Origin of the sequence: Streptomyces sp. BPTC-684, from assembly GCF_030028635.1 — a bacterium.
In the GTDB taxonomy this organism is placed as follows: domain Bacteria; phylum Actinomycetota; class Actinomycetes; order Streptomycetales; family Streptomycetaceae; genus Streptomyces; species Streptomyces noboritoensis.
Window position 1 is genome coordinate 1,398,955 of sequence record NZ_CP124863.1, and the last position, 13,795, is coordinate 1,412,749.

Genomic DNA, 13,795 nt, shown 5'->3' on the forward strand with positions numbered 1-13,795 from the left:
GTGCGGCTCCGCCGCGATGGGGGTCCCCCCTGTTCGAGCGAAGCCGAGAACTTGGGGGAGCGACCAGCCACAGCCGGCCCGCAGCCGAAAGTCACCGCATCGACGTGGCACCCCTAGGGGAAAAGCGCGTCGGCGACGTACTCCCCCACGTCCTCGCCGACGCCCAGCGGGGTGACCGAGAAGGCGACGATCACGCTCCGACCACGCCTTCCTTGCGGGCGCGGGCGGCGATCAGGGCGTCCTCGGCCTGGCGCTTGAGCTTGCGCTCGGCCACGAAGCCGCCGAACGGCAGCACGGACAGGACGAAGAACAGGGCGGCGGTCTTCACCGGCCACTTCGCCTTGTTCCAGGCGTCGGCCCAGAAGATCACGTACAGGATGAAGAGGATGCCGTGGATCGCGCCCATCACCGGGACGGCGTTGACGTCGGTCGTCCGCTTCAGCACCGAGCACACGAGCAGCAGCAGGAAAGAGACGGCTTCCGGGGCCGAGACCAGCCGGAGGCGGTGGAAGGCGGATGCGGTCTTGATGTCCACGGGGGCACCTTCGGTGGGAGGGTCGGAGGGTGTTGCTTGTGAACGCAAGCACAAACGTTCTCCATTGTGACATCGGTGGCGCCGGGATCTTGGCGGGGGTCCCCACGGGCCCGGCCCGGCTCCCGAGGGGCCTGGTCGGGTGGGGGCCGGGCCGCTAACGTCAGCCCGTGGCAACGTTCCGACTCCAAGGCAGCAAAGTGCTGGCCGTCGACATGACCGGGGACGCCGTCAAGGCGAAGAACGGCTCGATGGTCGCCTACGACGGCCAGATGGCCTTCAAGAAGATGTCCGGCGGCGGTGAGGGCATCCGCGGCATGGTGACCCGCCGCCTGACCGGCGAATCCATGACCGTGATGGAGGTGAAGGGCAACGGCACCTGCTACTTCGCCGACCGGGCCTCCGAGATCAACCTGGTCTCGCTCCAGGGCGACAGGCTCTGGGTCGAGGCGAGCAATCTGCTCGCCACCGACGCGGGGCTGCGCACCGGCACCACCTTCACCGGGCTGCGCGGGGCGACCCAGGGCAACGGCCTGTTCACGACCACGGTCGAGGGCCACGGCCAGGCGGCGATCGTGTCCGACGGCCCCGCGGTGGTGCTGCGGGTCTCCGCGCAGTACCCGCTGGCGGTCGACCCCGGCGCGTACATCGCCCACCAGGGCAACCTCCAGCAGCACTTCCAGTCCGGGGTGACCTTCCGCACCCTGCTCGGCGAGGGCTCGGGCGAGGCGTTCCAGATCCGCTTCGAGGGCGAGGGACTGGTGTACGTGCAGCCCAGCGAGCGCAACACGATCGGAGGGGACGTCTGATGCCCTTCCGCGAGATCAACTCCAAGATGGTCGAGGCCACGGTGGCCCCCGGCCAGAAGATGTTCAGCCAGCGCGGCGCGATGCTCGCGTACAAGGGCGAGGTGTCGTTCACGCCCAACGTGCAGGGCGGCCAGGGCGGCCTGATGTCGATGATCGGCCGGCGGGTGGCCAACGAGGCGACCCCGCTGATGACGGTCGAGGGCAGCGGCACCGTGATGTTCGGCCACGGCGGCCACCACATCCAGGTCATCAACCTCGCCGGGGACACCCTGTACGTGGAGGCGGACCGGCTGCTCGCCTTCGACGGCACCCTCCAGCAGGGCACGATGTTCATGGGCTCGCAGGGCGGGGTCATGGGCATGGTCCGGGGCCAGGTGACGGGCCAGGGCCTGTTCACCACCACGCTCAAGGGCCACGGCGCGGTCGCCGTGATGGCGCACGGCGGGGTGATCGAGCTGCCGATCACCCCGCAGCGCCCGGTCCACGTCGACCCGCAGGCGTACGTGGCCCACCACGGCGACGTACGCAACAAGCTGTCCACGGCGCTGGGCTGGCGGGACATGGTGGGCCGGGGCTCGGGAGAGGCCTTCCAGCTCGAACTGTCCGGCAACGGCGCGGTGTACGTCCAGGCCTCGGAGGAGAAGCTGTGACCGGCCCGGTGGTTTTCGACCCGCACTCCCTGCCCGCGGACGACAACGTCAACAAGTACACCTTCTGCGTGGAGCTCAAGTCGAGCCAGTGGTTCCTGCAGAAGGGCAAGATGATCGCCTACTACGGGCGCATCGAGTTCAACGGCATCGGCCACGGCCGCCTCGACCGGCTGCTGCGCACCAGCTTCCACTCGCCGCTGCACGCGAGCGACTGGGTGGTCGCGGACGGCTCCGGCAAGATGCTGCTCGCGGACCGGGCGTTCGACGTCAACTCGTACGACCTGGAGGACGGCAACCTCACCATCCGGGCCGGGAACCTGCTCGCCTACCAGCCGACGCTGGCGCTCAAGCAGTCGATCGTGCCGGGTTTCCTGACGCTGATCGGAACCGGGAAGTTCGTGGCGGCGTCCAATGGACCGGTGGTGTTCATGGAGCCGCCGATCCGGGTGGACCCGCAGGCGCTGGTCGGCTGGGCGGACTGTCCGTCGCCCTGCCATCACTACGATCACGGCTACATGACGGGCGTACTGGGCGGAATCCGGTCACTGACGGGGCTCGGCGGAACGTCCGGCGAGGAGCACCAGTTCGAGTTCGTGGGCGCCGGTACGGTGCTGCTCCAGTCGACCGAGGTGCTGATGGCCGAGCAGACAACCGGGCAAGTGCCCGCGGAGCCGGGCGTTCCGGGCGGCGGGGTGCCGGCCGGGGCGGGCGGGGCGGCGGGTTCGGCACCGCGTCTTCCCGGCCAGCTCGGAGACCTCCAGCGTCGCTTCGGCCTGTGAGCGGTAGTCTGCGGAGTGTGACGTCGAACGCGTGCACCCTTGCCAGGCGCTGACCACGACCTGGACCGGGCGGCTGACGCACCCTTGTGCCGGTGCGTGCGGGGCGCCACACTCCCAGGCTTCGTTCAGAATTCAACTTCTTAGGTAGAATCCACATATGGAGACCGAGACGGCCACCAACTGGCTGACCGATAGCGAGCAGTGCGCCTGGCGTACCTATCTGGACGTCAACAGGATGCTGACGCACCAGATGGAAAAGGACCTGCAGCCGTTCGGCCTGACCAACAACGACTACGAGATCCTGGTCAACCTCTCGGAGGCCGAGGGGCAGCGGCTGCGCATGAGCGACCTCGCCGCCGCGACCCTTCAGTCCAAGAGCCGCCTCTCGCACCAGATCACGCGGATGGAGAACGCGGGTCTGGTGCGCCGGGAGAACTGCGAGTCCGACCGGCGGGGGCTGTTCGCGGTGTTGACCGAGACAGGGGTGGAGACGATGGAGAAGGTGGCGCCGCACCATGTGGCGTCGGTGCGCAAGCACTTCATCGACTTGCTGTCGAGCGAGGCGCTGTCGGCTCTGCGGGACTCGCTGACACCGGTGGCGGAACACCTGCGCGGCCACCGCGGCAAGCTCTGACGTTTTGCGTCCGCGGACCGTGCTGGGTTGCTCGCGCAGTTCCCCGCGCCCCTGAAAGCGCCCCTGCGGGGCGCCCAGGGGATGCCGCGCAGCGGCATTCTTAGGGGCGCGGGGAACTGCGCGACCAGCCCCCACCGGCCCGCAGACAAACCCCTGGCTCAATCCCCCGTAAGGCCCGCCACCAGCTCGTCCGCCGCCGCGTACGGATCAAGCTCGCCCCCGATGATCCGGGCCGCCAGGGCCGACAGGCGGCGGTCACCGTGCAGGTCACCGATCCGCTCCCGCAGCGCCGTGACCGCGATCGTCTCGACCTCCCGCGCCGCGCGGGCCAGGCGCCGCTCCCCCAGCACCCCGTGCTCCGCCATCCACGCGTGGTGCTTCTCCAGCGCCTCGACCAGCTCGTCGATGCCCTCGGACCGCGCCGCCACCGTCTTGACGATCGGCGGCCGCCAGTCGCCGGGACCGCGCGCCTCGCCGAGCCCCAGCATGTGGTTCAGCTCCCGGGCCGTCGCGTCCGCGCCGTCCCGGTCCGCCTTGTTGACGACGTATACGTCGCCGATCTCCAGGATCCCCGCCTTCGCCGCCTGGATGCCGTCGCCCATGCCGGGCGCGAGCAGGACCACCGACGTGTCCGCCTGGGAGGCGATCTCGACCTCGGACTGGCCGACGCCGACCGTCTCCACCAGGATCACGTCGCAGCCCGCCGCGTCCAGGACGCGGATCGCCTGCGGGGCCGACCAGGCGAGGCCGCCCAGGTGCCCCCGGGTCGCCATCGAGCGGATGTAGACCCCGGGGTCGGAGGCGTGGTCCGACATCCGGACCCGGTCGCCGAGCAGCGCACCCCCGGAGAACGGCGAGGAGGGGTCGACGGCAAGCACCCCGACCCGCTTCCCCGCCCGCCGGTACGCCGTCACCAGCGCCGACGTCGACGTCGACTTGCCGACACCCGGCGAACCCGTCAGGCCCACCACGTACGCCCCGCCCGTCAGCGGAGCCAACTGCGCCATCACCTCGCGCAGTTGCGGGGACGCCCCCTCGACCAGCGAGATCAGCCGGGCCACGGCCCGCGGCCGGCCCTCCCTCGCCTGTGCCACCAGTTCGGGGACGTCCACCATTGCCGCTCCGTTCGGTTCGGGGTCAGTACGTACGTACAGCGGGAACCGCGCTTACTTGCCCGGGACTTTGATGATCAGCGCGTCACCCTGGCCGCCGCCGCCGCACAGCGCCGCCGCACCCGTACCGCCGCCCCGCCGCTTGAGTTCGAGGGCCAGGTGGAGCACCACGCGCGCGCCCGACATGCCGATGGGGTGGCCCAGGGCGATCGCGCCGCCGTTGACGTTCACCTTTTCCGGGGAGACGCCGAGGTCCTTCATTGACTGGACCGCGACCGCCGCGAACGCCTCGTTGATCTCGATGAGGTCGAGGTCCGAGACCTCCAGACCCTCCTTGCCCAGTGCATGCTTGATCGCATTGGACGGCTGCGACTGGAGCGAGTTGTCCGGGCCCGCCACATTGCCGTGCGCGCCGATCTCCGCGATCCACTCCAGGCCCAGCTCCTCCGCCTTCGCCTTGGACATGACCACGACCGCGGCGGCGCCGTCCGAGATCTGCGAGGAGGTGCCCGCCGTGATCGTGCCGTCCTTGGCGAACGCCGGGCGCAGCTTGCCCAGCGACTCGGTGGTCGTCTCCGCGCGGATGCCCTCGTCCTTCGCGAAGATCACCGGCTCGCCCTTGCGCTGCGGGATCTCGACCGGGGTGATCTCGGCCTCGAAGATGCCGTTCTTCTGCGCGGCGGCGGCCTTCTGGTGCGAGGCGGCGGCGAACTCGTCCTGCGGGGCGCGCTCGATACCCAGACGCGTGTTGTGCTTCTCCGTGGACTCGCCCATCGCGATGTTCTCGAAGGCGTCGGTCAGACCGTCGTGCGCCATCGCGTCGAGCATCTCGATCGCGCCGTACTTGTAGCCCTCGCGGGACTTCGGCAGCAGGTGCGGCGCGTTGGTCATCGACTCCTGGCCGCCGGCCACCACCACGTCGAACTCGCCCGCGCGGATCAGCTGGTCCGCGAGCGCGATCGCGTCCAGGCCCGAGAGGCAGACCTTGTTGATCGTGAGCGCCGGGACGTTCATCGGGATGCCGGCCTTGACGGCGGCCTGGCGGGCCGGGATCTGGCCCGCACCGGCCTGGAGCACCTGGCCCATGATCACGTACTGGACCTGGTCGCCGCCGATGCCGGCCCGGTCGAGCGCGGCCTTGATGGCGACGCCGCCGAGGTCGGCGCCCGAGAAGGTCTTGAGGGAGCCGAGCAGTCGGCCCATGGGCGTGCGGGCGCCCGCGACGATCACTGAAGTGGTACCGGTCGTTCCAGACATGAGGCACAGCCCCTTGGGAGGTGAGGAGTGAACGAGGGTTTACTGGAAATGTACTGAGCGGTACCGGCGGCGTCACCGGGCAGCCGGTGTGATCGCGCGCACGTTGCGTAACCACCTCCGGAGCGCTGCACTGGTCCCATGCTGACGCGCATCGACCACATCGGGATCGCCTGTTTCGACCTCGACAGGACCGTCGAGTTCTATCGTGCTACGTACGGATTCGAGGTGTTCCACTCCGAGATCAACGAGGAGCAGGGCGTACGGGAGGCCATGCTCAAGATCAACGGTACGTCGGACGGCGGCGCCTCCTACCTCCAGCTCCTGGAGCCCACCCGGGAGGACTCCGCGGTCGGGAAGTGGCTGGCCAAGAACGGCGAGGGCGTCCACCACATCGCCTTCGGCACCGCCGACGTCGACGGGGACGCCGAGGCCATCCGCGGCAAGGGCGTCCGGGTCCTCTACGACGAGCCCCGGATCGGCTCCATGGGCTCCCGGATCACCTTCCTGCACCCCAAGGACTGCCACGGCGTACTGACCGAACTGGTCACCTCGGCAGCGGAGCACTGACCCCGGGATTCCGGGGCCGGTACAGTGGGCGGTTCCGGGCCGGGGTCGGGTCGGGGCCTGGGACCCACGCCCCCTTGTCGATCTGACACCATTCACCGGGGGCCCGTCCGTCGTCGGACGGTGCTCGTACGGGCAGTGTTCGCGACCAGGGGACGGATGGGACCGCGCAGTGCGGGGCTACGAACGCCAGGACAGCCACCGGCCTGACGACCACCTCTCGCGGTTCGAGGCCGAGATGGACCGGCTGAAGACCGAGCGGGAGAAGGCCGTTCAGCACGCCGAGGACCTCGGCTACCAGGTCGAGGTGCTGCGCGCCAAGCTGCACGAGGCGCGCCGCAACCTCGCGTCGCGTCCTGCCTACGACGCCGCGGACATCGGCTACCAGGCCGAACAGCTGCTGCGCAACGCGCAGATGCAGGCCGAGCAGCTGCGCACGGACGCCGAGCGCGAGCTGCGCGACGCCCGCGCCCAGACCCAGCGCATCCTCCAGGAGCACGCCGAGCACCAGGCCCGGCTCCAGGCCGAGCTGCACGCGGAGGCGGTCAACCGCCGCCAGCGGCTCGACCAGGAGCTGGCCGAGCGGCGCGCGACCGTCGAGTCGCACGTCAACGAGAACGTGGCGTGGGCCGAGCAGCTGCGGGCGCGGACCGAGTCGCAGGCCCGGCGCCTGCTGGACGAGTCGCGCGCCGAGAGCGAGGCGGCGCTGGCCGCCGCCCGCGCGGAGGCCGCCCGGGTCGCCGAGGAGACCCGGCAACGGCTCGGCTCCGAGGCCGAGTCGGCCCGTACGGAAGCCGAAGCGATCCTGCTGCGCGCCCGCAAGGACGCCGAGCGGCTGCTCAACGCCGCCTCCACGCAGGCCCAGGAGGCCACCTCCCACGCCGAGCAGCTGCGCTCGTCCACCACCGCCGAGTCCGACCAGGCACGCCAGCAGGCGGCCGAGCTGAGCCGGGCCGCCGAGCAGCGGATGCAGGAGGCCGAGTCGGCGCTGCGCGAGGCGCGGGCCGAGGCCGAGAAGGTGCTGGCCGAGGCGAAGGACTCGGCGGCCAGGCAGCTCGCGGGCGCCGAGTCCGCCAACGAGCAGCGCACCCGTACCGCCAGGACCGAGATCGCCCGGCTCGTCGCCGAGGCGACCAAGGAGTCCGAGGCGCTCAAGTCGGAGGCCGAGCAGGCGCTCGCCGACGCGCGCGCCAAGGCTGAGGCGACGGTCTCCGAGGCCGCCGAGAAGGCCCGTACCAGCGCGGCCGAGGACACCGCCGCCCAGCTCGCCAAGGCCGCCCGGGCCGCCGAGGAGGTGCTCACCAAGGCGTCCGCGGACGCCCAGGAGACCACCCGCAAGGCGTCCGAGGAGGCCGAGCGGATCCGCCGCGAGGCCGACGCCGAGGCGGACCGGCTGCGCTCGCAGGCCGAGGAGCAGGCCGACCAGCTCAAGGGCGCGGCCAAGGACGACACCAAGGAGTACCGGGCCAAGACGGTCGAGCTGCAGGAGGAGGCGCGCAGGCTGCGCGGCGAGGCCGAGCAGCTGCGGGCGGAGGCGGTCGCCGAGGGCGAGCGCATCCGCGGCGAGGCCCGCCGCGAGGGCGTCCAGCAGATCGAGGAGGCGGCCAGGACCGCCGAGGAGCTGCTGACCAAGGCGAAGGCCGACGCGGAGGAGCTGCGCACCTCGGCCGGGGCCGAGTCGGAGCGGGTCCGCGGCGAGGCCATGGAGCGCGCGACGACCCTGCGCAAGCAGGCCGAGGAGACGCTGGAGCGCACCCGGGCCGAGGCCGAGCGGATGCGCGCGGAGGCCGAGGAGCAGGGCGAGGCCGTCAGGACGGCCGCCGAGCAGGCCTCCGCCGTGCTGCGCGAGGAGACCGAGCGGGCCGTCGCCGCCCGCCAGGCCGACGCCGCCGACGAGTTGACGCGGCTGCACACCGAGGCCGAGCAGCGGCACGCCTCCGCCGAGCAGGCGCTGACCGAGGCGCGCGGCGAGAGCGAGCGGATCCGGCGCGAGGCCGCCGAGGAGACCGAGCGGCTGCGCACCGAGGCCGCCGAGCGCGTCCGTACGCTCCAGGCGCAGGCCGAGCAGGAGGCCGAGCGGCTGCGCACCGAGGCCGCCGCCGACGCCTCCACCGCCCGTGCCGAGGCGGAGGGCGCGGCCGTACGGCTGCGGTCCGAGGCGGCCGCGGAGGCCGAGCGCCTCAAGTCCGAGGCGCAGGAGACCGCCGACCGGATGCGCGCGGAGGCCGCGGCCGCCGCCGAGCGGGTGGGCGCCGAGGCCGCCGAGGCGCTCGCCGCCGCCCAGGAGGAGGCCGCGCGCCGGCGCCGCGAGGCGGAGGAGACGCTGGACTCGGCGCGTACCGAGGCCGGTTCGGAGCGGGCGCAGGCCCGCGAGCAGAGCGAGGAGCTGCTCGCCTCCGCCCGCAAGCGGGTGGAGGAGGCGCAGGCCGAGGCGCAGCGGCTCGGCGAGGAGGCCGACCGGCGCGCCACCGAGCTGGTGGCGGCCGCCGAGCAGACCGCCCAGCAGGTGCGGGACTCGGTGTCGGGGCTGCGCGAGGAGGCCGAGCAGGAGATCGCCGGGCTGCGCTCGACGGCCGAGCACGTGGCGGAGCGTACGAAGACGGAGGCGCAGGAGGAGGCGGACCGGGTCCGTGCCGACGCGCACGCCGAGCGCGAGCGCGCCGCCGAGGACGCCCAGCGCGTCCGCGCCCGGGCGCAGGAGGAGTCGGAGGCCGCCAAGGAGCTGGCCGAGCGGACCGTCGCGGACGCCATCGCCGAGGCGGAGAAGGCGCGTTCGGACGCGTCGGAGTACGCGCAGCGGATGCGCACCGAGGCCTCCGACGCGCTGGCCTCGTCCGAGCAGGACGCCTCGCGCACCCGGGCGGACGCCCGGGAGGACGCCAACCGGATCCGCAACGACGCCGCGAGCCAGGCCGACCGCTTGGTCACCGAGGCGGCCGCGGAGGCCGAGCGGCTCGCCGCCGAGTCGACGGCCACGGCCGAGCGGCTGGTGGCGGAGGCTCAGCAGTTGCACGACGAGGGCCAGTCGGAGCACGACCGGCTGCTCGCGGAGGCCACCGCGCACGCCGAGCGCACCACGTCCGAGGCCGACACGTACGCGGAGCTGGTCACCACCGAGGCGCGCGCGGACGCCGGTTCGACCCTTGCGGCCGCGGCCGCCGAGGCCGAGCAGACGGTGGCCGAGGCCCGCGAGCAGGGCGAGCAGACGCTCGCCGAGGCGCGTGCGGAGTCGGAGCGGCTGCTCGACGAGGCCCGTCAGGCCGCCGACAAGCGCCGGGCGGACGCGGCCGCGCAGGCCGACAAGCTCGTCGCGGAGGCGAGCGGCGAGGCCGAGCGGGTGCTCACCGAGGCGAACGGGGAGGCGGAGCGGCTGCGCGCCGAGGCCGCCGAGACCGTGGGCTCGGCCCAGCAGGCCGCCGAGCGGATCCGCGCGGAGGCCGAGAAGAGCCGCGCCCGGACCGAGGAGGCCGCGGAGAAGACGCGTACGGAGGCCCGCGAGGAGGCCGACCGGCTGCTCGACGAGGCGCGTACGGCCGGGGCCAAGCGCCGTGCGGACGCGGCCGAGCAGGCGGACCAGCTCATGGCCAAGGCCCAGGAGGAGGCGCTGCTCGCGGCGACGCTGGCCGAGGAGCAGGCCGACACGATGGTCGGCGCGGCCCGCAAGGAGGCCGAGCGGATCGTCGCCGAGGCGACCGTGGAGGGCAACTCCCTGGTGGAGAAGTCCCGTACGGACGCGGACGAGCTGCTGGCCGGGGCGCGTGCGGACGCGACGGCCATAAGGGAGCGCACCGAGGAGGTGCGCGCGCGGACCGAGTCGGAGATCGAGGAGCTGCACGAGCGGGCCCGGCGGGAGAGCGCCGAGCAGATGAAGACGGCGGGCGAGCGCGTCGACAAGCTGGTCACGGCCGCCACCGAGCAGACGACTCAGGCGGAGGCGAAGGCCAAGGAGCTGCTTTCGGACGCCAACTCCGAGGCGAGCAAGGTGCGCATCGCGGCCGTGAAGAAGGCCGAGGCGCTGCTCAAGGAGGCGGAGACCAAGAAGGCCGAGCTGATCCGCGAGGCGACGAAGCTGCGCGACGACGCGGCGGCGGAGGCCCGGCGCACGGTCGACGAGGGCAAGCGCGAGCTGGACGTGCTGGTCCGGCGGCGTGCGGACATCAACGCCGAGATCTCCCGTGTCCAGGACGTACTTGAGGCGTTGGAATCTTTCGAGGCCCCGTCCTCCGGCGGCAAGGAGGCGGCCAAGGCGGGTGCGGCTGCCGGGGGCAACCGTTCGAGTGGCAAGTCCTCGGAGGCGTAGCCACTCAAAAGGCTGGACATTCTCCAGATCAAACGGGCATACGCTCGATGACACGCCGCCTGGGCCCCTAGGATTCCCCCTATCACCTCACCGGTCTCATTCGACAGGAACCCCATGAGCGACACTTCCTCCCCCTTCGGCTTCGAGCTCGTGCGGCGTGGTTACGACCGCGGTCAGGTGGACGACCGCATTACCAAGCTCGTCGCCGACCGTGACAGCGCTCTGGCACGGATCACTTCTCTGGAAAAGCGCATCGAGGAACTGCACCTCGAAACGCAGAACGCCCAGGCCCAGGTGAACGACGCGGAGCCGTCGTACGCGGGCCTCGGTGCCCGGGTCGAGAAGATCCTCCGTCTCGCCGAGGAAGAGGCGAAGGACCTGCGCGAGGAGGCCCGCCGCGCCGCCGAGCAGCACCGCGAGCTGGCCGAGTCGGCGGCCCAGCAGGTGCGCAACGACGCCGAGTCGTTCGCCGCCGAGCGCAAGGCCAAGGCGGAGGACGAGGGCGTCCGGATCGTCGAGAAGGCGAAGGGTGACGCCTCCACGCTGCGCTCCGAGGCGCAGAAGGACGCGCAGTCCAAGCGCGAGGAGGCGGACGCCCTCTTCGAGGAGACCCGCGCCAAGGCCGCGCAGGCGGCGGCCGACTTCGAGACGAACCTCGCCAAGCGCCGCGAGCAGTCCGAGCGCGACCTGGCCTCGCGTCAGGCCAAGGCGGAGAAGCGTCTCGCCGAGATCGAGCACCGCGCCGAGCAGCTGCGCCTGGAGGCCGAGAAGCTGCGTACGGACGCGGAGCGCCGGGCCCGTCAGACGGTCGAGACGGCCCAGCGCCAGGCCGAGGACATCGTGGCGGACGCCAACGCCAAGGCCGACCGCATCCGTTCGGAATCCGAGCGCGAGCTGGCGGCGCTCACCAACCGCCGCGACTCGATCAACGCGCAGCTGACCAACGTCCGCGAGATGCTGGCGACCCTGACGGGTGCGGCGGTCGCGGCGGCCGGCTCCCCGGTCGACGACGAGCCCGTCTCGCGCGGCGTCCCGGCGCAGCAGTCCCGCTAGTCCCGAAGGTGCCGCAGCTCCTCCCCCGTGGGCTGCGTTCGTACGGTCGAGAGCCCCTCGCCACTCCGGTGGCGGGGGGCTTTGTCCGCCTTTAGCGTGGCGACATGATCGAGCTGGCCGGCCTCACCAAGCGCTTCGGTTCCAAGACCGCGGTCGACGACCTGTCGTTCCAGGTCAGACCGGGTGTGGTGACCGGCTTCCTGGGACCCAACGGCGCCGGCAAGTCCACCACCATGCGCATGATGCTCGATCTCGACAACCCGACCGGCGGCACCGTGCGCATCGACGGCCGACACTACCGCGACCTCGACGAGCCGCTGAAGTACATCGGCGCGCTCCTGGACGCCAAGTCGATGCACGGCGGCCGCAGCGCGTACAACAACCTGCTCTGTCTCGCGCAGTCGAACCGGATCCCGGAGCGCCGGGTCGCGGAAGTGCTGGACACGGTGGGTCTGACGGCCGTGGCGAAGAAGAAGTCGAAGGGGTTCTCGCTCGGCATGGGCCAGCGGCTCGGAATCGCCTCCGCGCTGCTCGGCGACCCCGAGATCCTGATGTTCGACGAACCCGTCAATGGTCTGGACCCCGAGGGAATTCACTGGATCCGCAATCTCATGAAAGCGCTCGCAGCGGAAGGCAGAACGATCTTCGTCTCGTCTCACCTGATGAGCGAAATGGCGCTGACGGCGGATCATTTGATCGTCATCGGCCAGGGCCGACTGCTCGCCGATACATCGATGGCGGATTTCATCAGGCAGAATTCGCGGAGTTTCGTACGACTGCGCTCACCCCAATGGGAACACCTGCTCGACGTGCTGGCGCGGAACGGGATCCCCGTGACCCAGACCGCCGACGGCGCCCTGGAAGTCGACAACGGCAGGATCGAGCGGCTGGGCGAACTGGCCGCCCAGCACCAGATCGTGCTGCACGAGCTCTCCGGCCAGCAGGCCTCGCTGGAGGAGGCGTTCATGCAGATGACGGCGGGGTCGGTGGAGTACCACGCGCACTCGGACACCGGCCACGGGCCGCCCCCGGCACCCGCCGCGAGCTGGGGCGAGAGCTACCGGGCGAAGGCCCAGGGCGCCGCCGGGAACATCACGGCCGAGCGCTCGGCGTCCGACGGCGAGGGGGCCTGACCCATGGCATCGGTGCCCGCGGTCCTCAAGTCCGAGTGGACCAAGATCCGTACGGTCTCCTCGACCTCCTGGACGCTGGTCAGCGCGCTGGTCGTCACGGTCGCGGTGAGCGCGGCCCTGTGCGCGCTGATGAAGTCGCAGTTCGACGACCTCAAGCCGGCCGAACGGCTGACCTTCGACCCGACCTTCATCAGCTTCTCCGGGATGGTGCTCGGCCAGCTGGCGATGGTGGTGTTCGGCGTCCTGGTGGTCGGCACCGAGTACAGCTCGGGCATGATCCGCACCTCGCTCGCCGCCGTGCCGCAGCGGGCCACCTTCCTCTTCTCCAAGCTCCTGGTCGCCACCGCGCTCGCGCTGGTCGTGGGCATGGCGACCAGCTTCCTCTCCTTCTTCCTCGGCCAGGCGCTGCTCGGCCCGCACCGCACCACCATCGGCGAGCCCAATGTGCTGCGGGCGGTCTTCGGGGCGGGCCTGTACATGGCGCTGATCGCGCTCTTCTCGATGGGCGTGGCCACGATGCTGCGCAGCTCGATGCTCTCGCTCGGCATCCTGATGCCGTTCTTCTTCCTGATCTCGCAGATCCTGTCGGCGGTGCCGGGCGCCAAGAAGGTGGCCCGCTACTTCCCCGACCAGGCGGGCTCCAAGATCATGCAGGTGGTGCCGAACGCGATGAACAGCGAGCCACCGCCGTACGGCCCGTGGGCCGGGCTCGGGATCATGGCGCTATGGGTGATCGCGGCGCTGGCGGGCGGCTACCTGGTCCTGAAGAAGCGCGACGCCTAGCGCTCCGCTGGGCCGTGCGGTGATTCGGCTGCGGGCCGTCCGTGGCTGGTCGCGCAGTTCCCCGCGCCCCTTACGGGCGCGGCGCCGCACCGCACCTTTTCGGACATATACCTACGTAACGCATGTCTCATCGCTTGGCCGGAACCGTAAAGTCCTGGATAAGCTCCTCACTCATACGGGGGCACCCTG

12 protein-coding genes and 1 pseudogene are annotated in these 13,795 nt (G+C 71.4%); 9 read left to right on the plus strand and 4 right to left on the minus strand.

Annotation, left to right across the window (positions count from 1 at the left end; translation table 11 throughout):
- Nucleotides 1–122 precede the first annotated feature (122 nt).
- Together QIY60_RS06095 and QIY60_RS06100 are read right to left on the minus strand one after the other, a co-directional pair.
- Nucleotides 123–194, minus strand: a pseudogene (locus QIY60_RS06095) (thiamine-binding protein); the annotation flags it as partial.
- On the minus strand, nucleotides 191–535 hold the full coding sequence (locus QIY60_RS06100; RefSeq protein ID WP_283141513.1) for a DUF3817 domain-containing protein: 345 nt from the start codon (nucleotides 533–535) through the stop codon (nucleotides 191–193). The pseudogene QIY60_RS06095 and the gene QIY60_RS06100, both read right to left, overlap by 4 nt.
- Nucleotides 536–702: 167 nt before the next feature.
- Here QIY60_RS06100 and QIY60_RS06105 point away from each other — a divergent pair, with 167 nt between their 5' ends.
- From QIY60_RS06105 to QIY60_RS06120, 4 genes are all read left to right on the plus strand, one after another.
- Nucleotides 703–1,341, plus strand: a complete 639-nt coding sequence (locus QIY60_RS06105) for an AIM24 family protein (RefSeq protein ID WP_283141514.1) — start codon at nucleotides 703–705, stop codon at nucleotides 1,339–1,341.
- Complete coding sequence (locus tag QIY60_RS06110; RefSeq protein ID WP_283141515.1) at nucleotides 1,341–1,991, plus strand: AIM24 family protein; 651 nt, start codon at nucleotides 1,341–1,343, stop codon at nucleotides 1,989–1,991. Before QIY60_RS06105 ends, QIY60_RS06110 begins: the two co-directional genes overlap by 1 nt.
- Entirely contained in the window at nucleotides 1,988–2,770 is a 783-nt protein-coding gene (locus QIY60_RS06115; protein WP_283141516.1) for an AIM24 family protein, read from the plus strand. The genes QIY60_RS06110 and QIY60_RS06115 overlap by 4 nt, the downstream gene beginning before the upstream one ends.
- 157 nt (nucleotides 2,771–2,927) lie before the next feature.
- Nucleotides 2,928–3,404, plus strand: a complete 477-nt coding sequence (locus QIY60_RS06120; RefSeq protein WP_283141517.1) for a MarR family transcriptional regulator — start codon at nucleotides 2,928–2,930, stop codon at nucleotides 3,402–3,404.
- 158 nt (nucleotides 3,405–3,562) lie between these two features.
- Here the strand turns inward: QIY60_RS06120 and meaB are convergent, their stop codons facing one another.
- Complete coding sequence (gene meaB, locus QIY60_RS06125) at nucleotides 3,563–4,519, minus strand: methylmalonyl Co-A mutase-associated GTPase MeaB (RefSeq protein ID WP_283141518.1); 957 nt, start codon at nucleotides 4,517–4,519, stop codon at nucleotides 3,563–3,565.
- A gap of 51 nt (nucleotides 4,520–4,570) precedes the next feature.
- Complete coding sequence (locus tag QIY60_RS06130) at nucleotides 4,571–5,773, minus strand: acetyl-CoA C-acetyltransferase (RefSeq protein ID WP_283141519.1); 1,203 nt, start codon at nucleotides 5,771–5,773, stop codon at nucleotides 4,571–4,573.
- 138 nt (nucleotides 5,774–5,911) lie between these two features.
- Between QIY60_RS06130 and mce the strand changes: the two genes are divergently transcribed.
- The 5 genes from mce to QIY60_RS06155 all read left to right on the plus strand — a co-directional run bounded on the left by mce (nucleotide 5,912) and on the right by QIY60_RS06155 (nucleotide 13,606).
- Nucleotides 5,912–6,340 carry a methylmalonyl-CoA epimerase gene (mce, locus tag QIY60_RS06135; RefSeq protein ID WP_283141520.1) on the plus strand — a complete coding sequence of 143 codons (429 nt, stop codon included), beginning with the start codon at nucleotides 5,912–5,914 and terminating at the stop codon, nucleotides 6,338–6,340.
- A gap of 169 nt (nucleotides 6,341–6,509) precedes the next feature.
- Nucleotides 6,510–10,637 (plus strand): polarized growth protein Scy, encoded by a 4,128-nt coding sequence (scy, locus tag QIY60_RS06140; RefSeq protein ID WP_283141521.1) that lies wholly within the window; start codon nucleotides 6,510–6,512, stop codon nucleotides 10,635–10,637.
- A gap of 114 nt (nucleotides 10,638–10,751) precedes the next feature.
- Nucleotides 10,752–11,690, plus strand: coding sequence for a cellulose-binding protein (locus QIY60_RS06145; protein ID WP_101390172.1), 939 nt, complete (start codon nucleotides 10,752–10,754; stop codon nucleotides 11,688–11,690).
- A 104-nt stretch (nucleotides 11,691–11,794) separates the two neighbouring features.
- On the plus strand, nucleotides 11,795–12,823 hold the full coding sequence (locus QIY60_RS06150) for an ABC transporter ATP-binding protein (protein WP_283141522.1): 1,029 nt from the start codon (nucleotides 11,795–11,797) through the stop codon (nucleotides 12,821–12,823).
- A 3-nt stretch (nucleotides 12,824–12,826) separates the two neighbouring features.
- The gene (locus QIY60_RS06155; protein ID WP_283141523.1) at nucleotides 12,827–13,606 is read left to right on the plus strand and encodes an ABC transporter permease subunit; all 780 of its coding nucleotides are present in this window, start codon (nucleotides 12,827–12,829) and stop codon (nucleotides 13,604–13,606) included.
- Nucleotides 13,607–13,795: the final 189 nt, after the last annotated feature.

Excerpts from the sequence above, each read along its gene's own strand:
- QIY60_RS06110 (WP_283141515.1), top strand. The coding sequence starts at position 1,341 with ATGCCCTTCCGCGAGATCAACTCCAAGATGGTCGAGGCCACGGTGGCC.
- QIY60_RS06120 (WP_283141517.1), top strand. The coding sequence starts at position 2,928 with ATGGAGACCGAGACGGCCACCAACTGGCTGACCGATAGCGAGCAGTGC.
- meaB (WP_283141518.1), bottom strand. The coding sequence starts at position 4,519 with ATGGTGGACGTCCCCGAACTGGTGGCACAGGCGAGGGAGGGCCGGCCG.
- QIY60_RS06130 (WP_283141519.1), bottom strand. The coding sequence starts at position 5,773 with ATGTCTGGAACGACCGGTACCACTTCAGTGATCGTCGCGGGCGCCCGC.
- mce (WP_283141520.1), top strand. The coding sequence starts at position 5,912 with ATGCTGACGCGCATCGACCACATCGGGATCGCCTGTTTCGACCTCGAC.
- QIY60_RS06145 (WP_101390172.1), top strand. The coding sequence starts at position 10,752 with ATGAGCGACACTTCCTCCCCCTTCGGCTTCGAGCTCGTGCGGCGTGGT.
- QIY60_RS06150 (WP_283141522.1), top strand. The coding sequence starts at position 11,795 with ATGATCGAGCTGGCCGGCCTCACCAAGCGCTTCGGTTCCAAGACCGCG.
- QIY60_RS06155 (WP_283141523.1), top strand. The coding sequence starts at position 12,827 with ATGGCATCGGTGCCCGCGGTCCTCAAGTCCGAGTGGACCAAGATCCGT.